The organism is Klebsiella sp. CTHL.F3a (assembly GCF_019890895.1).
GTDB classification, from domain to species: domain Bacteria; phylum Pseudomonadota; class Gammaproteobacteria; order Enterobacterales; family Enterobacteriaceae; genus Klebsiella; species Klebsiella grimontii.
Genome location: NZ_CP082360.1, coordinates 3,520,342 through 3,538,075 on the forward strand (window position 1 = coordinate 3,520,342; position 17,734 = coordinate 3,538,075).

A 17,734-nucleotide genomic window follows, 5' to 3' on the forward strand; every position below is an offset into this window, starting at 1 on the left:
TAGCGATCTCCGCGGCAGAACACAATCCTTATTTTGTCTGCCCCTGAACGCGGGTAATTTACTCTGACTGGCGTTATGGTATAGGGCAAACAAATGGCTACGGATGCACGATGAAGGACAAAATTCTGGTTAGCGCCTGCCTGATGGGCTTTCAGGTTCGTTATAACGGCAGTCACAAAGCCCAACTGGCTAACGCGCTGTCTCGCTGGCAGAGCGAGGGGCGGCTGGTCACCCACTGCCCGGAGCTGGCTGCCGGATTGCCCATCCCCAGGCTACCGGCGGAGATTCTTGACGCGCAAGGAGCGGACGTTATGCGAAATCGTGGGCAAATTGTCGAAAGCGACGGCCAGGACGTCACCGCGCACTATCAGCTGGCTGCCTGGCTGGCGCTAAAAGCCGCGCAGGAGGAAGGCTGTACCGCGGCGTTGCTCACCGATGGCAGCCCAACCTGCGGCAGTCAGTTTATCTATGATGGTACCTTTAAGGGACAGCGCAAACCCGGAGCCGGCGTTGCCGCCGCCCTGCTTCGCGAATACGGGATAACGGTATTTTCCGAGCAGCAGCTACCGCAGCTGCTTGCCTGGATGAAACAAAGGGAGAGTGACGATGATTCAATGTAAACGGGTTTATGACCCGCAGGAAGAGAGCGACGGCTACCGGATACTGGTAGACCGCCTGTGGCCGCGCGGAATAAAAAAAGAGGCGCTCAATTACGCTGAGTGGTGCAAAACCCTGGCGCCATCGACAGATTTACGTAAGGCTTTTCACGGCGAGACGCTCGATTTTGCCCACTTTAGCCAGCGCTATCGCCAGGAGCTTGAGGCCCATCGTGATGAAGGCGAGCGCCTGGCCGCGCTGGCCCACCGGCAGACGCTGACGCTGCTCTACGCGGCGAAAAACACCCGGCAGAACCATGCCCAGGTGCTTGCTGACTGGCTGAAAGCGCTATGACTTAGCCGGATGATCTCGGCGCCAGAGCTCCCATTCGTCTATCGTTTCCCCGCCGGGAAGTTTGCACTCGGTGCGCACGCCCTGCGGGCTTTGAATGGGAACCTGTTTCCCGCCCAGTTGCTGACAGTAAACCGAAGCCGGGTTAGCCATCCCTACCGGATGTGCTGGTTGTGTCGGCTGAGTCTGCGCGCATCCGGCAAGCGCCAGTGGCAGCATCAGTATCATCCCCTTCATTTCTGCTCCTTAATTGATGAAAACGTTTTTTCGTCCCGAATCTCCACTGTTTCTCCATTTTAGCTGCACTTTTGCATCGTAGAGTAGCCCTGTTCTCGAACTGACCAGAGAACAGATCATTCCATAATCAATGAGTTTTCCCCGTCGCCCCCGACGGGGCTTTTTTCCCGCCGCGGATGCAGGTATTCTCCTAACAGATGTGTTAAATTTTGTGTATCTCTGTTAATTCTGCGCTGATTGTTGTTTAGCATAGCTTGCTGGTAGTTACGATTAGCGTTCGGGAGCCGTATTCCTCATGTCCGATTTTATTCTCGCTCGCGTGACGCAAACGCTCGCCAATGAACACTCCCTCGAAACTTTGGTGCGACAGCTGCTTGAGATGCTGGAGCTTGTTACCCGAATGGAATCCACCTACCTGACGCGTATTGACTTCGACGCGCAGCGACAGCTGATTATGTATGCGCATAACAGCAGCGAAATGCAGATCCCCGAAGGGTTCTCCGTCCCATGGAACGACTCGCTATGTAAACGTGCGCTCGACGAGCGTTGCCTTTTCAGTAACGATGTCGCCGAACGCTGGCGTTCGTGTATCGCCGCGCAGGATTTGGGCATCGCCACCTTTTTCAGCATTCCTGTGCGTCTGACCGACGGCTCATTATTCGGCACGCTGTGCGCCACTAGCCGGGTAAGACAGCCCTATAACCTTGAGGGTGAGCAGGTTATGAATTTATTCGGCAACCTCATCGCCCACTACGTGGAAAAAGAGTCGCTGGTGCAGCAGCTTCGTTCCGCCAACGTCGCGCTTGAAATGCACTCGTACACCGATGAGCTCACCGGTTTACCGAATCGCCGCTCGCTGTTTAAGTATCTTGCCGCGCAGTTTCCACGGGCCCGCGAACAGGGGCGCAGCATGCTGCTGATTTTTATCGATCTCGACGATTTTAAAGCAATCAACGATCGATTCGGCCATCCGTGCGGCGATAGCTTTCTGATTCAGGTTGGCGAACGTCTCGCGGCTCACGTGCGCAGCGGCGACATTGTCGGCCGTCTCGGCGGCGATGAATTTTTAATTGTCGGGCCGGGCTGTGAATTAGCCGACCAGCAGGAGTATATCCCCGCGTTACGTCAAGCGCTGACGGGGATCTATTTCCTTGGCGAGCACCGAATTAACTACCCGGGCGCGAGCTTTGGCGTTATTGAGGCCGACCCGCAGCAGATTGACGTAGAACAGGCGCTACGCGCCGCCGACGACGCGATGTATCTGGATAAGCAGTCTCGTCGTCAGGGAAGATTTTTTCATATTGACTAATCTACGGTGAAATCCCGTATGATATTCGCCACGAATCGCACTTACAGGGGCTCAATCATGAGACTGGGTATTCTTTTTCCGGTGGCTATTTTTATCGTCGCCGTTGTTTTTCTGGGCTGGTTTTTTGTCGGCGGCTATGCGGCGCCAGGCGGAGCCTAATGAAAAAAAGCACCATTATTATGCTTATTGTCGCCATCGTCGCCCTGGCGGGAACGCAATTGGGCTGGTGGTAAATCCAGGAATATTCGCGCGACTCTTCGGCAAGGATTGCAGAGTTATCTCATCTACTCAATAACTTAAAAGAATACACTCACATCATCAGCCGATACCGCATGGCCGTTTCTGCGGACGGATTTAACTGGAGAAGTGAGAAATGAAAAAACCGATCGTGTTGCCGTTGATTCTCGCGCTTTGCACGTTGTTATCGGGATGTATTGTCGACCCAAGCTATCACCACCATCGCCACCATCATCATGACGACAGAGACTGGCGATAAAGCGGAAAACATCATAAGGCGAACTTCGGTTCGCCTTATTGCATGGGATCAGTCGCGACGGTCGGAACCTAAAAAGAGGAAGCCCAGCGGGATGGAGAACAGCAAGGTAAATACAATGCTATAAACCGTAACCATCGCCCCCTGCAGGAAGAACATTGACGTCGTCCACTCTGAGTACGGCATATTGTATTCGCTCACCACGCCGCCGAAGGTCGCACGCCCAACCACGATAAGCGCAATGGCGAATATCGCCGCTATCGACAAAAAGAACTTCTTGCTGTTTTTATTGCTGGTGAGTTTCTGCAGAATCATCCGGGTTCCCTTTTTTCTGAGCGATAATCGGCTGTATATGTAACACCAATGCAATCAAAATTGAAGGAGTTTTGTTACAAGGCAGAGTCAATCGCTATCGGGCCGGTCGCGCGTCCCGGCCGCAACGATTACGACTGCAGCGTCGCCAGACGGGCGGCAAAACCGACAAACACAAGGCCAATCAGACTGTTGCCGATTTTCGCCAGTTTCTTTTTCGTCTTCACGTAACGGGTGACGAACGAGCCGGAGAGGATCAGAAAGCTCATATAGATGAAGCTAATAATCTCCAGGGTCAACGCCAGGATAAAGAACGCCAACCCGGGCGTTTTGGCGCTGACGTCAATAAACTGCACGAAGAATGAGACATAAAAAAGAATGGCCTTTGGATTCGTCAGGCTGAGCGTCAGCGAACGTTTAAGAATCGCGCTCCCCGGCTCGGAATCAGAAGACGAATGACCATCACGCTGGGTTAATACCGCGTAGAGCATCTTACCGCCCATCCACAGGAGATAAATCGCCCCCAGGTATCGAACGATATTGAACAGTACAGGCGTGGTCTTGATAAGCGTCGCAACCCCGGCAAAAGCCAGGAACATCAGCACCGCATCACCGATAAATACGCCAGCGGCCGCCAGATACCCTTTCCTGACGCCGTGGGCGACGCCGGTCTTGAGGACAAAAAAGGTATTCGGGCCGGGAACCAGGATGATAAAGATAGCCCCAACCAGGTAGGTCAGGTAATTCAGTACACCAAACTCAGCGAACACAACGCACTCCTTCGCTTACAACAAAATATGATCCCGCGCACGTTAACGCAACCGGGACCATTTTGAAAGCGCCGCGAGTGCGGATGCCTTAATAGAGTGAAGTTTCACCCAGCGGACGGGTTTTAAAGCGGCGGTGAACCCACAGATACTGCTCCGGCGCGCGCAGGATTTCTTTCTCAATAACCTTGTTGATATAGCTCGCCGCATCCTGTTTATCTTCACCAGGATAGTCGCTCATTACGTCGCTGATATGCAAGCTATAACCCCGACGGTCCGCTTTACGCACCATGCTGATGGTGAGCATTCTCGCTCCCGACAAACGAGAGAGCACGTAGGTGCCGTTGGTCGTTGCGGCCTGCTGTACCGAGAAGAACGGGGCAAATACGCTCCCCTTCGGACCATAGTCCTGATCCGGCGCAAACCACACCGCTTCACCCGACTTTAGGGCATGCACCAGACCGGATAAATTACGACGATCGATCATCGCCTTGTTCGAGCGCAAGCGACCGCGCGTCTGCACCCACTCCATTAACGGGCTATTGTGCGGACGGTAGGTCGCCATCATCGGACGACACAACCCCATTGTACGGCCGCCCAGCTCAAGAGACATAAAGTGGACGCCGACAACCATCACGCCTTTTTGTTCGCTCAGGGCATTGTTGAGATTAACCATGCCTTCGACGTCAAACCATTTCTTGACGCGTTCGTCGCTCCAGAACCATGCCATACCCGTTTCAATCAGGCCCATCCCTAGTGACATGAAGTTCTGTTCGATAAGCTTTTCGCGCGCCGCGGGCGACATGGTGGGAAAGCAAAGTTCGAGATTACGTCTGGCGATATGCTCACGGCGTTTGAGGAAGCGCCGGGATGCGCGACCGGCGCTGGTACCGATAAGGTGCAATACGGGATAAGGAAGCTGGACGATGAGCCAGAGCACGCCCAGGCCAAACCAGGTCCCCCAATTACGGGGATGAAGAAGTTTTTTATTAAAAGCGCAAGACATGTTTTTTCCTGTAAACATTAGAACATGAGGTAACGCTTAAGGAAAAAACGAGTCCCTTCATCTGTCATTAGGCGGTACGTGTAGCAGTTCAGACAATAATAATCCGGGTAAATTCACTCCGGCAAGTAAAAAAAGAGGCCAGCAGAAAAAAACACAATACCAGCACACCTGTAACAAAATGTAAATAAAAAAGTGAATAATAAACCTCAAATATCCACCACGGGAATGATTAACGCGCTAATCATTCAACATAAAGTATGTACACTTTCAAACCAGCGCGCTGCGCTGGTAAGCCACAGGTCACAGCTGAAGCCGCGTCGGGGGTATGCCAGGGGGCAAATGAGACCAGGATATTCTCTGCTCTCGGTTATCCTTTTCACAACGTTTGCCGATACGTGTTTCTTTAAATTCATAGTCTCACTGACATGAAAAAGAAATATTTAACATGAGTATCAGGCAAAAGATTAAAATAAGAATCAGCTTATTTTACTTTCCTGACAATAATTAATATTTATCGACAATTATCCATATCGCCGCAGGTTATTTCAGACTTTTTACCTACCTTGCTTTAACAAAACAGCAGGCAATAAAGTTAAGGTGCCCTTTACGACGTTAAAAAAGCGTAACCTGGATAAAAATCTCGGACGACTCTCACGCTTGAACACGCCATTGCGGATAATTTTTAACGCCTGGTGAGAACCTGGATCTTTCTCTCCACTGCTGATTGCCGTTCTCAGCACTGGCAGGGGGTTAGTTCTGCTGGTGAAATTAATACGCGAGCTGCAGGGGTTACCATGCTGCACGATCTCAACCAGGCCAGCCGCTACTGCGATCATCTGGTGGTGCTTGAAGGGGGTCAGGTGCGGGCTCAAGGTTCAGCGGAAACGGTTTTGGCGCCGGAGATGCTGCGGAAGATCTTTCACCTGGAGGCGGAAATTCATCCGGAGCCGGTGTCGCAGCGCCCGATGTACATGGTGAAACAACCCGGGTAAGGCGCCCTGCGCCCTACCCGAAGTTAATCAGTAGGTGTGGAAGTACTGTTGGATCACCTGCGGATTTTTCGTTTGCGTCAGCGCTGTCATCAGCAGGATGCGCGCTTTTGCCGGGTTGAGCGAATCGGATACCAGTCCCGGCTGACCATCATCAACCGGCACGACGCCGCTACCGGTGCGCGAGGCGCGAACCACCACGATACCGGCTTTTTCCGCCTTTTCGATCCCCGCCGCGCTGCGTACGGAGACCGATCCCGCGCCGGTGCCCGCATAAATAATGCCGTCAGCATGGTGCGCAATCGCCGCGTCATACATATATTCAGGGTCATCCTGATAGCCATAAATAATGACCACCTTCGGCAGCGCGCTAAGCTGGCGGACGTCAAAAACCGAGCGCACGGTATGAATTTTATCCACGCGCGTTTCGAACTGCGGTCTGCCGATCACGATAACGCCCAGATAGCCCTCTTCCGGCGCCTTGAAGGTATCCAGCGTTGTGGCATTGGTCTTCGTGACGAAGCGCGCGGCGCCAATGCGGTCATTGAGGACCACCATCACGCCGCGGCCTTTCGCTTGCGGATCGGCCGCCACGGTCACCGCTTCAAGCAGGTTCATCGGGCCGTCTGCGCTGATGGCCGTGGCCGGACGCATCGCCGCCGTGAAGACCACCGGCTTATTGCTTTTTACCGTCAGGTTGAGGAAGTAAGGCGTCTCGTCCAGAGTATCGGTACCGTGGGTAATCACCACGCCATCGACATCATCGCGGGCCAGCAGCTCATTGACGCGTTTTGACAGTTTGAGAATAATGTCGCTGGTCATATTTTCGCTGCCAATATTGGCAACCTGTTCACCGTCAACGCGGGCGACTTTGCTCATCTCAGGCACAGCATTAATCAGCGTCTGAACGCCAATCGCGCCGGCTTTGTACCCGGTAGTCTGGGTATTGCTGGCTGCCGAACCGGCAATCGTTCCTCCGGTCGCCAGGATAACGATATGCGGCAGACGCGTATCACTAAATGCAAAAGCGCTTATCGTCAGTAACGTCATTGCCAGTAATACTCTAAAATTCATCATGACTCATCCCAAAATAAATATTAAATAAATTCGCGCAGAGAGAATGCAAACGGCTTGCCAGGATTTAATATATTTTACCTTGTAAAAGTGATTAACTATCAGACAAAAAAGGATTTTTACTTCGTCCGGAGCGCTACTTTGGTGCAGGAACGCGCTAAAAACGGGCATGACATAAAAGCGAAATCAGGATTAACTAATTCAATCTATTTTGCCGTGTCGGCATCGCTATCAACGAAATAGACCAACACGATGCGGGTAATGCGATGGAGAAAACGATGCGTATCGCCTTAAAATCAGCATTGATGCTTACCTCCCGCGTCATACAAGTGATTAATCCAGAATTACACCTGCATATGCAACGCACGGCGCTGATTGCGCTGGAGCTTGCGCAGGCATCGGGTCTATCTCGCCAGCAGCAGCAAACTATCTTTTGCGCCGCGCTGCTGCACGACATCGGCGTTCTGGGCGATAAAAGGGCGTTTTCATCGCTGAACGCCATCGATAACCTCAATGACCCACATCAGCACCGGGGAGCCGAAATGCTGGCCGGGTTAGCCACTCTGGCCCCCATCCTGCCGATTATCCGCGAGCACCATTTTAGCCCAAACCACAGGGGCAGCCTCGAACAGCATGTTGTCTATTTTGCCGACGTTTTTGAACGCCAGCTCCCTGGCGATAAGAGCGCGGCCACTTATCAAACCGATATGAGTATTGATAACTTCCGCGCGCTTTACCAGGCGATCGACCCGCCGCTGTGTCAGACCTTGTGCCAGCTCGCAGAAAAAGAGCATTTTTGGCTGCATCTTAATCCCGGACATATTCAGCGAATGCTGGAAATCATCGGCCCCATCAACGATGTATATATCGATATCAACGGTCTGAAAGATATCTGTCTACTTATTGCTAAAATTGTCGATACTTACAGCAGCTTTACCGCCAGCCATAGTCTGAAGGTTGGTCAAATTTCGCGCGCCCTCGCCGTTTATGTGAATCTGCCGGATCTGGAGTGCAGGAAGATTGAGATTGCCGGTTATTTGCACGATATCGGCAAAGTATACATTCCGCTGTCAATCCTCGAGAAACAGGGTGAGCTGAACGACGAAGAGTTGCTTCAGGTTCGCGAGCATAGCTATATGACCGGTGAAATTCTTAGCACCTTCAGCGAACTCGGTGAGATAATTAACTGGGCCGCGAACCATCATGAAAAACTGGATGGCAGCGGTTATCCGCTTCATCTTAATGAGGATTACCTGCAGCTACCGGATCGAATTATCGCCATCGCGGATATATTTACCGCGCTGACCGAAGACCGCCCCTATCGCCCCGGAATGCGCCGTCAGCAAGCGTTACAGCTGATAGAGAGTGATGTTATAAATGGCGCATTGGATAAAGATGTGTATCGTCTTTTGCATCAGCATGCCGAAGCGCTGCACGCTATTATTACTCACACGCTGCCCCCTTAATCACCGGTTTTTTCTGGTGAAGCTGGTGCGCAACGATAAAAACAAAATAATTCATCTGCACGCAAGGAATATTCGGTGAGAATCGCCACCATGACCAACTGGGCCTACGGGATCACCGTCGCCCTGACCCTCGCCTCAGGCATCGCAATGCTGATGGCTTCAAGTGCGGATAATGCCGAACGCCGCGCCGTCGAACAACGCCAGGTGTTTGACCAGCTAAGCGAAGAAGTGGAAAGCGGCGCCTGGGAGCTTTCCGATCTCGCGCGACTTTACATTATCAAAAAAAATCAGGATGTCCTCCAGGAGTACCGGCAGCAAGCTCAGACCATCACCGCCATTGAACACCGGCTGGTAAAGCTGAAAGACAATGGCGCAACCGCGGAAGAGCTGACGCTACTGCGCGAGGGTTTACAGATGGCCGATGAACTCCAGGACGAGCAGCGGATGGCGCTGGCGCACGTTGCCAGAGGCGAGGAAAAAGAGGCGGTCAACCTGCTTTACGGCACCGCCTATGAAGAGGAGCTCGAGCGGGTCCAGACGCAGCTTGACCACTTTCGCCTGATGCTCGAAGGGCGGGTGAATAAAACCATTGCCGAGGCGACGGAGAAATCGCGGATCTGGCGTACGCTCTCTGAGGTCATGGTTGGGCTCACGGCGCTGATGTTCCTGTTTGTGCTGGGCTTTATTCTTAAGCGACGGGTGCTCTATCCCGTCGTCCGTCTGAGCGATGTCGTGCAGCGGCTGGCCTCGCAGGATTACGCGGTTGAAACGCCGCAGTTTACCCAGATTGATGAAATTGGCGATATGGCCCAGGCCATTCGCATCTTTCGCGAGAACGGGCTGGCGCGCCAGCGGCTGGAACAAGAGCGCGATGCCGACTGGGCGGTCCGCGAGCTGCTGGCGCGAATGACCCAGCGTTTACAGGGCTGCGAATCCTTCGAGGATGTGATCAAGGTTGCGGAGCTGTTCGCGCCGAACATCGCCCCTGAGATCCCCGGGCGACTGTATATTCTGGACACCGATCCCTGGCAGATGCGCTGCGTGGCCCAGTGGCTTTCTCCGCCGCTTGAAGCGGACGTCTTTCATCCGGATAACTGCTGGGCAGTGCGGCGCGGACTGAGCCATCCGCCGGTCAACGGTGAGCCGGATATCGCCTGTTATCACCTGTCGGAATCGCAGGCTAATCAGTCGCTATGCGTGCCACTGATTGCGCAGGGTGAAGCGATTGGTCTGCTCTCCTTCAGCAACGTCACTGCCGCGACCGCCCCTTCCCGCGCCTATCTTGAACTGATGGCCGAAGCGCTGGGTCTGGCGCTGGCGAATCAACGTTTGCGCAGCGCGCTGCTGGAAAAGGCGCTGTTTGATTCATTAACCGGCCTGCGTAACCGCCACCACCTGGATGACGCACTGCATACCCAAATGAATCTGGCGGTTCGCAACGGCACGCCGCTGAGCTGCCTGATGATCGATATCGATCACTTTAAGGCGATTAATGATAATTACGGTCACGAGGCGGGCGACCTGGTGATCAAAAGCGTCTCCGCGATCATTCAACGCGCGGTGCGCGATATCGGCATGGCCTTCCGCTATGGCGGCGAAGAGTTCCTGGTGCTGCTGGGTGGAACCGATGAACAGTCCGCGATGGTCTGCGCGAACGATATCTATAACAGCGTCCGCCTGCTGACCCTACGATACGGCCTTGCTGAGATTGGCCAGATCGATGTCTCCATCGGCATCGCCAGCTACCCACAACATACGCAAAGCGATAGCCTGCTGCGCGCGGCCGATGCAGCGCTCTACCGGGCTAAGGAGCTGGGGCGTTCAAGAATTGTGAGCTTTGGGATGTTGAAAACGGAGTGAGTGGCGTTCTTAGCCCCTTCTCCTCCCGCTAATGCTGCACAGAGACGCTGTCGAATAGCGCTTACATCGCATTTAATAGCGTCTCTTCCATTAGCTGCCCCAGCAGCGCCCGCGCTCCATGAATGGCGTCGTTTCCCGGCCCCTGCTCCAGGGTAATCCCCAGATTCCCCGGCGATGGCAGCATACTTCCCGCCACACGCAAGTTGCCAGGCATTCCGATACGGGTACGCACGGTAATGCCAAGCCCCGCCTGCAAGGCTGCCCAAATACCGCTCAGGCTGTGGCTGACAAACACCACTTGCCAGGCGATGTTGGCACGGTCGAGACAATCAATGGCACGGGAACGCATCAGGCACGGGCTTTCCAGCATTACCAGCGGTAACGGCTTGCCCTGCGCCAGCAGCGTGCCGATATCCAGTTTCGGGTGTCTTATCCACTCCAGCGGACACTGAGCAATCAGCCTGCCGTCACGTTGTGCACTCTCCGGCTGCCAGAGCAACGCCATATCAAGCGCGTTGTTATTGAGCGCCTCGAGCAGCGCCCGGTTGCGATCAACGCGGGCTATCATCCGCATCCCCGGGTGGTGGCGCTTGAACTCGCCAAGTATTCCGGGCATAAGCGATTCGCCGAAATCTTCCTGCATACCAATACGTATTTCACCCTGTAATCGTTCGCCAGTCAGGGCTCGCAGTGCTTCATCGTTTAGCACCAGCAGACGACGGGCATACCCCATGATTATCTCGCCATGATGGGTCAGCTCCAGGTGGCGACCTTTCTTTACCACCAGTTCGGTACCGCACTGTTGCTCCAGTTTTTTAGCTGTGCACTGACCGCCGAGGTTGAACGGCAGAGGCGATTTGCCGCCTGCGCAAAGTTGCCGCACTCAATGCCAGTGACAAAACTGCGCAGTGCGTCAAGGTCGAGCGTAAGAGGAAGCTTATTCATTATCGTCCTGAAATACGGGATGGATAGTCGCGAATAATTCAATTTTCAGGATCGAAATATCGCGCCAGAATGACTTCACTGTCAATACGGAGAGAGAGAGCGATGACAAAACCCCTTGAGCGTGAAACCCTGGCCCGCGTCGCACCAAAGCTGGCTGAATTGAGCCGGGATGTACTTTTTAATGATATCTGGAAACGAGAACCACTTTCCCCACGCGAGCGCAGCTTAGTGACGCTGGGAGCCCTGACCGCACTTGGCCGCGTTCAGCAGTTACCCTGGCATATCCGCTTCGCCCAGCAAAATGGCCTGACCCGTGAAGAAATCGTTGAGGTTTTCACTCATCTGGCATTCTACGCTGGCTGGCCTGCAGCGGTTTCCGCCTTTGAATGCCTGGAAGAGGATTAACGAGATGCCTTTTACTCGTATCACACTGAATCAGGGTTATAGCGACGCGCAGATAACGCAGATTTCCGACATTCTGCAACAAAGCCTTGAGAAAGAATTTGCCGTTCCGCCTCATGATCGCTTTCAGGTTTTCGAAAGGCTACCTGCGAACCTGCATGTGTTCGACCGCCATTATAAAAGCGGTGGCCGCAGCGACAATTTCATTCAGTTCCATATCACGGCAGGTAAACCTCGCGCATTCGAGCAGAAGAAAAACCTCTGCCGCACGCTAAATGAGCAGCTGCATACAGCGCTGGGTATTCGCCCGGATGATGTCATGGTGATCATTCAGTTCAATACCGCCGATGAGTGGAGTTTCAGCAATGGACTGATGCTCTCTGAAGAGGGGTTATGATTGTAACGCGCCAGGGATATCCGTCGCTGGCAATTTTTGCGCGCCGTAAACGAGCAGCGTCAGGATGTTGACGAGCAGAAGCCATATGGCACAGGAATGCGGGGTAAACAGGCTTCCAACCGCCGCGATGACCAGGAGCAAATAACAGAAGGGATTGAGATTCATATCGGCTTCGAACATTCAGCGTTAATGTACTCTGAGAGAGTCCGCTTATAGGACCGTATTGCCTCTGTAGGTGGTTTTTCAAGAATGAGTAATAATACAGTCGGTTTTCATAAATAGTAAAACAAAGGAGTGTTATGAGTCGTATTCAGAGAGAAACGTCCTGCCCAGCCCAGCGATTAAATTCAGGTCTTGACGCTGAGCTATCTGGATATAAATGGGCACGTAATAATGTAGGCCAATCAGGTGTGGCTATTTATCGATTATATGGTAAATCTAACGCGCCAGAACGGTTTCTTAAGCATGGTAAAAGATACTGTAGCCGATGATATGACATATGATCCCTGTAAGACATTGCCCTTTTAACAGCGATTGCCTATTTCGGCTCGTATTGGCACAAAAACGGATGAGCAACGGGTTGGTTGATGCCAGTGATTTTGATGATCAACGCAACGGCTGGTCTGTTGAACAAGTCTGGAAAGAAATGCATAGCCTTTTACCCTTTTCACCCGATCCCGTTGTGACAGATGGTGACTTTTCACTTGATAACCTTATTGTTGGTGAAGGTGAAGTGATAGGCTGTATTGATATTGGACGAGTGGGAATCGCTGAACGCTACCAGGATCTTGCTATCCTCTGGAACTGTCCTGGTGAGTTTTCACCTTCATTACAGAAAAGGTTTTTTTAAACATATGGTATTGCTCAACCCGATAAGAAAAAATTGCAGTTTCATTTGATGCTCGATGAGTTTTTTTAACGTGAGGAGGAGTGAATCATCTCGCGAATGCGGGGTAAAATAATTTCGCTCATAACAGTGTGCACGTTCTCGCAGACCTGCCATGAGCGATATTGCTCAAGTAACTGAATAGTTACTTTGACTGTTCTGAGCTCTCTGCAATGCGACGCAGATATTCATTATTTTTGAAAGCGACCATGATGAGTTCGAACATTACCCGGCAACCAATCAGACTAAAAATTGTACCGAAAAAACCTGTGATGAATTGCCCGCTAAACATCGAAAAAACGCCACCAACGAGTATAAGCACCATAAGTAGCCAGTATAAAAAAACCAACACTCTAGGTGTAATCAGATGGTCAAAACCCAATAAATCTTTCACTTTAACTCCTGTAATAAGTTGAAATACATCCAAAATCAAATTAAATATACGTGACATATTTCAAAATGTAAATGTTTTAAATCAAGGATGTTCCTCGAGGAAAAAGAAGATCAGTTCATATTGATAAACGGGTATCTCGTCTTGTTAGATCCCTTTGGTTTAAAAATCAAAGTCTCGGGTGTTTCCCCGTGGATGCTGTTAGTCGGTTTTTGGATAAGAATTTTGGGGAAGATACTGGGGAAGAAACACTGACGCCAATAAAAAACGGGAGCCCGTGGGCTCCCGCTCTTACTTAACCCAAATTCTGCATTACATGTTCGCGATAATCGCGTCGCCTAACTCTGAACATTTCAGCAGCTTAGCGCCTTCCATCAAACGTTCAAAGTCATAGGTCACGGTCTTGGCGGCGATAGCGCCTTCGGTGCCTTTAACGATCAGGTCTGCGGCTTCGAACCACTGCATGTGGCGCAGCAGTAGTTAACTAATAACATTATTACTTATTGATTTAAAAAGAAAAATAGGTATTTTTGATACGTGGTTGATGTTTTTAGTCTAAGCCCTAACCTATTGAAATTCATTAGTATATTTTCAGTTTCGATAACCGGCTTTGAGTCTTTCTGCTCATCTGGATAGTGAATTATTAGCCAATAATACTCACTCCCTGTGAGTCGGGTTAAATATTTCCGGTGTTATAACTCATGATTTGAAAAGAAAATAAAAAAGCCTCGGAATCCGAGGCTTGCATTGGAACCAGCAGCGCCATTATATTATTTAATTACTACCTACCATGTAATGATTGCTCTTTTCCAAACCATCTTCCCTTTTTTTTCTTCTTTTATATGCAGAATCCTTTTCATAATAAAATATAAAATAAGAGAAAACGCTATGATAGCAATATATGTCCCGATGCCGAAAGACACCAGAAACACAACCAAGATCCCAAAGAGCGCTACCAGTAAAGATGTGCAGATAGATATCAAATTAATTGTCTTGCGTGCGTCTCTTGATACATAACCTTTAATCTTAAATGCATGGCAACTGTGGCAGTGGTCCTCATTAATTAAAATTGCACCACAAAATGGACATTTATCATCTTTTGTTGTCATTTATTTTAAATCTCAACATAATAGTAATCACTCATCCACAACCTTCCCTGGCAAGCGCAATCAACAACAGCATGTACTTTGTTTTTTTGTTCTATTGTCTCAACTCCCTCAACAATCACGAAATTGCAGTATGATTTTACTTTATTTATTATTTTAAAGAATTCGCTCTCACTCTGTATTTCCCAGAAATAATCTTTATCAATTTTTATACATTCAAAATTAAACATATCAATAATTGTTAAACTTGTTAAGCCCCTCCCAAAATCATCCAGCCAAACTGGACACAATTTTGAAAGACACTTTAAGTCAACCATACAGCATTTAGTATTGAATTCATGAAAATGCTCGTTAATCTCAAATGCAATGTTTTTTTGGTTTTTTAAGTAATCACTAATATATTTATCGTTCAAAATACAATCGCTAATAAGACTGTCAACATTTAACGAAACTGGCTTGAACTTCAATTTTGATGTATCAAGCCTTTCAATTGTTAATATTTGTTTCTTAAACACATCGATTTTTTCTTTATCGCTTAATGAAGTGAAACAAAAACCACTTTCATTAGCAAGGTAATCATTGCAGTCCTTTTTTTTAACATTTTTCGTGAGAATTTCCCAGGAATGAATAGAACCATCTTTTTTAAAAGATGGCTCTAAAACAAATCTACAGGAATCTATTTCCACACTGTTCTTTATCATTAAAAAAACACCGGAACTAGGAATAATCCTAATCGTGTCATAATTAGAAATGAAAGAGAAATAGTTTAAAATGATCGATAACGATTGAACAATAGTCGAAACCTATCATATTTCATAAATTGATCGATTATTCAAATCAAATGACTCGAAAGGAAAAAACAAGAAACACGATCCCATCATTAACTACAATAAAATCATAAACTTATTTATATCGCTGATTTAGTGGCAGGTATCAAACGTTAGTTGAGAGGGGGAATGAGGTTCTGAATTAATTTTTCCGTATTGGCAATGCCGATCATAAACTATCTTTAAAATTTATAAGTATAAAATCATGAGAAAAGAAATCATATCATCTTTAATTATTCGGCATGCAATATCCATTTTTCCCGTTACGTTTAACTTCATATAGCATTTCATCAGCCTCTTTTATCCACTCGATGATGGATTCTTTATTTTCTGCACAAGAAATACCGATACTGACAGTACAGTAAATTTCGTTGTGAGAAGGTAATGAAAGATCTTTAATTTTTTTCTGAATTATATGAACCATAGCTATAACAAGCTTGCTATTACTATTGTTAACAATAATAGCCAACTCATCGCCACCAAATCTTGCTGGTACGTCGTTCTCGCCAGCGCACTCTCGTAATATTGTTGATATACGAGATAACACCGCATCACCTACTTCATGGCCATAGGTATCATTAATTTGTTTAAAATTATCAACATCAATGAGCATAAGATAAGAATGAATTCTCTTTTTACGCGTCGCACGAAAAGCACTTTCCATTTTCTGCTCAAAAAAACGGCGATTTGGCAGATCTAAGCCAGGATCCATCAGAGCCTGTTTTTCGAGTAACTCCCTTCTTTTCCTCAACTTTATAGATAAGTGCCTTGAAACAATACTCAGTACTATGGGATAACAGGTCGCCAGGGGTAAAGAAAGCAATACCGTTCGGGTACTGAATTCTATAGTATATCTGAAATCATTTGCTAACCAAACTGTCAGGAAACTAATCATCATCCACATTAATGCTGGTTTTAAAATTTTCCATCCACCAGCAGCATAGCGATCAGCTATTTGAACTGAGATTATGAATAATGATGGAATTGGACTAACTTGCATTACGGCTATCCAGATTCCAGCCCAGAATGAATCAAGTAACATATTCTTCTTTTCAGTACTCAGCATATCCTTCGACATCATGCTTGCAAGATAAGCAACCGATGGCCAGATGAGTGCATTCAGAATTAACAAGGCTTTTGTTATTTCTTGATGTGACTGTTCCTGGAGGACTGAATATATAGGAAGAAAGCAAAGAACGACACCAATCTGACGTAAAAAATATACTCGCTTAATGAACGATGAATTTCTATCAGATATGTATTTTTCATCCGGGAAATTTGTTAACATAGAAAGCCTATTATAAATTACTAAGAGCCGCCATCACTTTAACCCACTAAATTACAAGATAAAACCGCCCTGCATTACAAAGTTATAACACGGATGTGAAAATTACAAGATTGCACTTCAATTAATGATAAACGTATCAATAATAACATTTGGCATCCATTTTTTTGAATCTATCCGCACAATTTATATCTGATACTTAGTAATACCTTAGGGTTATACTCTTAAAAATGAATTCCCAGTGGAATTTAGCACTACTGCATTATTAATTTTGGTAGGTTATTAAAAAATAACACAACATCTGACCAGTAAAACTTTACTTGAACTTACTTATCGTTTACTGCAAATTATTCTGTGATGTACACAGCAATTAATGTCGTTTCAGTTGCCCCTGGCAAGTGCCTCCGGGGATTTTTTATGCTCCTCAACTTTCTAGTGCGTCAACTCGTCAAATCAAATCCGGCACAACTATTACCAAATCGGCGATGATCGCCGTGTAATCCACATTCATCACCCTGAGTTTTTCGCCATCAATCTCCTGCTCGATGCCGAGAAAAGTATACAGTTCGTCAGCTTTTTCAGCCTGCTGAGCGATAAAACCGCGCCTCCGGCGCGTTTCGCCTTTCATATTGAACTCGCATACCCCGAGCGCATTAATGCGCCTGGAGGCCCCTTCCCGTGGTTCCGTGAATGCATCTTTCAGCCGTACATCTGAGCCAGTGGTCAGGACGTCACCCTTACCGGTGGAGATCGTGCCGCCAGCGCGAAAGATCCATGCGTCCGTCCACCCGAAGCCATCTGCGTAAAGCACAAGCCGGTGCTCAGTCCCGACCTGCTCACCGAACAGTCGCAAAAACTCAATCGCTCTTTCACGCGCGCCGGGTTCTTCAGCGATCATTTGCTGCAGCAGCTGTACCGCGAGCGTAGGCTCCTTTCGCCCGACGATGGAAATTCCTCTGGAGACACGGCGAGAGAGTTTTATAAAATTTTCGCAGATGCAACAGGACAGCATTAGACGAGCTAACGCCGAGCAT

General features: G+C 48.9%; 18 protein-coding genes and 6 pseudogenes. 12 read left to right on the forward strand and 12 right to left on the reverse strand.

Annotated elements, in window-relative coordinates; genetic code table 11:
- Nucleotides 1-110: 110 nt before the first annotated feature.
- Both K7H21_RS16565 and K7H21_RS16570 read left to right on the forward strand, forming a co-directional pair.
- On the forward strand, nucleotides 111-620 hold the full coding sequence (locus K7H21_RS16565; RefSeq protein WP_223035226.1) for a 2-thiouracil desulfurase family protein: 510 nt from the start codon (nucleotides 111-113) through the stop codon (nucleotides 618-620).
- Complete coding sequence (locus K7H21_RS16570) at nucleotides 607-951, forward strand: DUF488 domain-containing protein (RefSeq protein WP_004131592.1); 345 nt, start codon at nucleotides 607-609, stop codon at nucleotides 949-951. Before K7H21_RS16565 ends, K7H21_RS16570 begins: the two co-directional genes overlap by 14 nt.
- Here the strand turns inward: K7H21_RS16570 and K7H21_RS16575 are convergent.
- On the reverse strand, nucleotides 946-1,185 hold the full coding sequence (locus tag K7H21_RS16575; protein ID WP_004131590.1) for a putative hemolysin: 240 nt from the start codon (nucleotides 1,183-1,185) through the stop codon (nucleotides 946-948). The genes K7H21_RS16570 and K7H21_RS16575 overlap by 6 nt on opposite strands.
- Nucleotides 1,186-1,480: 295 nt before the next feature.
- On the opposite strand from K7H21_RS16575, the gene K7H21_RS16580 reads away from it, so the two are divergent.
- From K7H21_RS16580 to K7H21_RS16595, 4 genes are all read left to right on the forward strand, one after another.
- Nucleotides 1,481-2,494 carry a GGDEF domain-containing protein gene (locus K7H21_RS16580; RefSeq protein ID WP_223035227.1) on the forward strand — a complete coding sequence of 338 codons (1,014 nt, stop codon included), beginning with the start codon at nucleotides 1,481-1,483 and terminating at the stop codon, nucleotides 2,492-2,494.
- A 57-nt stretch (nucleotides 2,495-2,551) separates the two neighbouring features.
- On the forward strand, nucleotides 2,552-2,653 hold the full coding sequence (locus K7H21_RS16585; protein ID WP_004101234.1) for a YoaK family small membrane protein: 102 nt from the start codon (nucleotides 2,552-2,554) through the stop codon (nucleotides 2,651-2,653).
- Nucleotides 2,654-2,673: 20 nt separating this feature from the next.
- Nucleotides 2,674-2,727, forward strand: a complete 54-nt coding sequence (locus tag K7H21_RS29380; RefSeq protein WP_367400250.1) for a hypothetical protein — start codon at nucleotides 2,674-2,676, stop codon at nucleotides 2,725-2,727.
- Nucleotides 2,728-2,867: 140 nt separating this feature from the next.
- A complete protein-coding gene (locus K7H21_RS16595) occupies nucleotides 2,868-2,990 on the forward strand; it encodes a hypothetical protein (protein ID WP_223035228.1) in 123 nt (40 codons plus the stop codon).
- A 48-nt stretch (nucleotides 2,991-3,038) separates the two neighbouring features.
- On the opposite strand, the gene K7H21_RS16600 is transcribed toward K7H21_RS16595, so the two are convergent.
- The 3 genes from K7H21_RS16600 to lpxP form a co-directional block, all read right to left on the reverse strand.
- Nucleotides 3,039-3,302: a DUF2534 family protein gene (locus tag K7H21_RS16600; protein ID WP_004131510.1), complete on the reverse strand. Its 264-nt coding sequence runs from the start codon at nucleotides 3,300-3,302 to the stop codon at nucleotides 3,039-3,041.
- A 128-nt stretch (nucleotides 3,303-3,430) separates the two neighbouring features.
- On the reverse strand, nucleotides 3,431-4,069 hold the full coding sequence (leuE, locus tag K7H21_RS16605) for a leucine efflux protein LeuE (protein ID WP_004131509.1): 639 nt from the start codon (nucleotides 4,067-4,069) through the stop codon (nucleotides 3,431-3,433).
- An 88-nt stretch (nucleotides 4,070-4,157) separates the two neighbouring features.
- Nucleotides 4,158-5,072: a kdo(2)-lipid IV(A) palmitoleoyltransferase gene (lpxP, locus tag K7H21_RS16610; RefSeq protein ID WP_004131508.1), complete on the reverse strand. Its 915-nt coding sequence runs from the start codon at nucleotides 5,070-5,072 to the stop codon at nucleotides 4,158-4,160.
- Nucleotides 5,073-5,860: 788 nt separating this feature from the next.
- On the opposite strand from lpxP, the pseudogene K7H21_RS16615 reads away from it, so the two are divergent.
- Nucleotides 5,861-6,064: pseudogene (locus tag K7H21_RS16615) on the forward strand (ferric citrate ABC transporter ATP-binding protein FecE); the annotation flags it as partial.
- A gap of 27 nt (nucleotides 6,065-6,091) precedes the next feature.
- Here K7H21_RS16615 and fraE read toward each other — a convergent pair.
- Nucleotides 6,092-7,135, reverse strand: coding sequence for a fructose-asparagine asparaginase (gene fraE, locus K7H21_RS16620; RefSeq protein ID WP_223035901.1), 1,044 nt, complete (start codon nucleotides 7,133-7,135; stop codon nucleotides 6,092-6,094).
- A 278-nt stretch (nucleotides 7,136-7,413) separates the two neighbouring features.
- Here fraE and K7H21_RS16625 point away from each other — a divergent pair, with 278 nt between their 5' ends.
- Nucleotides 7,414-8,601, forward strand: a complete 1,188-nt coding sequence (locus K7H21_RS16625; RefSeq protein WP_223035229.1) for an HD-GYP domain-containing protein — start codon at nucleotides 7,414-7,416, stop codon at nucleotides 8,599-8,601.
- A 75-nt stretch (nucleotides 8,602-8,676) separates the two neighbouring features.
- On the forward strand, nucleotides 8,677-10,461 hold the full coding sequence (locus K7H21_RS16630; RefSeq protein WP_223035230.1) for a diguanylate cyclase: 1,785 nt from the start codon (nucleotides 8,677-8,679) through the stop codon (nucleotides 10,459-10,461).
- A gap of 61 nt (nucleotides 10,462-10,522) precedes the next feature.
- Here the strand turns inward: K7H21_RS16630 and K7H21_RS16635 are convergent.
- Nucleotides 10,523-11,406, reverse strand: a pseudogene (locus K7H21_RS16635) (LysR substrate-binding domain-containing protein).
- Between the two features lie 102 nt (nucleotides 11,407-11,508).
- Between K7H21_RS16635 and K7H21_RS16640 the strand changes: the two are divergent.
- Together K7H21_RS16640 and K7H21_RS16645 are read left to right on the forward strand one after the other, a co-directional pair.
- Nucleotides 11,509-11,811, forward strand: coding sequence for a carboxymuconolactone decarboxylase family protein (locus tag K7H21_RS16640; RefSeq protein WP_049115602.1), 303 nt, complete (start codon nucleotides 11,509-11,511; stop codon nucleotides 11,809-11,811).
- A 4-nt stretch (nucleotides 11,812-11,815) separates the two neighbouring features.
- Nucleotides 11,816-12,205: a tautomerase family protein gene (locus K7H21_RS16645; RefSeq protein ID WP_004131488.1), complete on the forward strand. Its 390-nt coding sequence runs from the start codon at nucleotides 11,816-11,818 to the stop codon at nucleotides 12,203-12,205.
- A gap of 24 nt (nucleotides 12,206-12,229) precedes the next feature.
- On the opposite strand, the pseudogene K7H21_RS16650 reads toward K7H21_RS16645, so the two are convergent.
- Nucleotides 12,230-12,370 (reverse strand): annotated as a pseudogene (locus K7H21_RS16650) (DUF1294 domain-containing protein); the annotation flags it as partial.
- Between the two features lie 134 nt (nucleotides 12,371-12,504).
- On the opposite strand from K7H21_RS16650, the pseudogene K7H21_RS16655 reads away from it, so the two are divergent.
- Nucleotides 12,505-13,124: pseudogene (locus K7H21_RS16655) on the forward strand (phosphotransferase).
- Between the two features lie 112 nt (nucleotides 13,125-13,236).
- On the opposite strand, the gene K7H21_RS16660 reads toward K7H21_RS16655, so the two are convergent.
- The 5 genes and pseudogenes from K7H21_RS16660 to K7H21_RS16680 form a co-directional block, all read right to left on the reverse strand.
- Nucleotides 13,237-13,485: a DUF4282 domain-containing protein gene (locus tag K7H21_RS16660; protein ID WP_004131487.1), complete on the reverse strand. Its 249-nt coding sequence runs from the start codon at nucleotides 13,483-13,485 to the stop codon at nucleotides 13,237-13,239.
- Between the two features lie 309 nt (nucleotides 13,486-13,794).
- Nucleotides 13,795-13,962 (reverse strand): annotated as a pseudogene (locus tag K7H21_RS16665) (NADP-dependent isocitrate dehydrogenase); the annotation flags it as partial.
- A gap of 634 nt (nucleotides 13,963-14,596) precedes the next feature.
- Nucleotides 14,597-15,289 carry an EAL domain-containing protein gene (locus K7H21_RS16670; RefSeq protein WP_142445393.1) on the reverse strand — a complete coding sequence of 231 codons (693 nt, stop codon included), beginning with the start codon at nucleotides 15,287-15,289 and terminating at the stop codon, nucleotides 14,597-14,599.
- Between the two features lie 355 nt (nucleotides 15,290-15,644).
- Complete coding sequence (locus tag K7H21_RS16675; protein WP_223035231.1) at nucleotides 15,645-16,703, reverse strand: sensor domain-containing diguanylate cyclase; 1,059 nt, start codon at nucleotides 16,701-16,703, stop codon at nucleotides 15,645-15,647.
- 445 nt (nucleotides 16,704-17,148) lie between these two features.
- Nucleotides 17,149-17,538: pseudogene (locus K7H21_RS16680) on the reverse strand (tail fiber domain-containing protein); the annotation flags it as partial.
- Nucleotides 17,539-17,734 lie beyond the last annotated feature (196 nt).

Excerpts from the sequence above, each read along its gene's own strand:
- K7H21_RS16570 (WP_004131592.1), top strand. The coding sequence starts at position 607 with ATGATTCAATGTAAACGGGTTTATGACCCGCAGGAAGAGAGCGACGGC.
- K7H21_RS16575 (WP_004131590.1), bottom strand. The coding sequence starts at position 1,185 with ATGAAGGGGATGATACTGATGCTGCCACTGGCGCTTGCCGGATGCGCG.
- K7H21_RS16595 (WP_223035228.1), top strand. The coding sequence starts at position 2,868 with ATGAAAAAACCGATCGTGTTGCCGTTGATTCTCGCGCTTTGCACGTTG.
- K7H21_RS16600 (WP_004131510.1), bottom strand. The coding sequence starts at position 3,302 with ATGATTCTGCAGAAACTCACCAGCAATAAAAACAGCAAGAAGTTCTTT.
- lpxP (WP_004131508.1), bottom strand. The coding sequence starts at position 5,072 with ATGTCTTGCGCTTTTAATAAAAAACTTCTTCATCCCCGTAATTGGGGG.
- fraE (WP_223035901.1), bottom strand. The coding sequence starts at position 7,135 with ATGAATTTTAGAGTATTACTGGCAATGACGTTACTGACGATAAGCGCT.
- K7H21_RS16675 (WP_223035231.1), bottom strand. The coding sequence starts at position 16,703 with ATGTTAACAAATTTCCCGGATGAAAAATACATATCTGATAGAAATTCA.
- K7H21_RS16625 (WP_223035229.1), top strand. The coding sequence starts at position 7,414 with ATGCGTATCGCCTTAAAATCAGCATTGATGCTTACCTCCCGCGTCATA.
- K7H21_RS16640 (WP_049115602.1), top strand. The coding sequence starts at position 11,509 with ATGACAAAACCCCTTGAGCGTGAAACCCTGGCCCGCGTCGCACCAAAG.
- K7H21_RS16565 (WP_223035226.1), top strand. The coding sequence starts at position 111 with ATGAAGGACAAAATTCTGGTTAGCGCCTGCCTGATGGGCTTTCAGGTT.
- K7H21_RS16580 (WP_223035227.1), top strand. The coding sequence starts at position 1,481 with ATGTCCGATTTTATTCTCGCTCGCGTGACGCAAACGCTCGCCAATGAA.
- K7H21_RS16585 (WP_004101234.1), top strand. The coding sequence starts at position 2,552 with ATGAGACTGGGTATTCTTTTTCCGGTGGCTATTTTTATCGTCGCCGTT.
- K7H21_RS16645 (WP_004131488.1), top strand. The coding sequence starts at position 11,816 with ATGCCTTTTACTCGTATCACACTGAATCAGGGTTATAGCGACGCGCAG.
- K7H21_RS16670 (WP_142445393.1), bottom strand. The coding sequence starts at position 15,289 with ATGATAAAGAACAGTGTGGAAATAGATTCCTGTAGATTTGTTTTAGAG.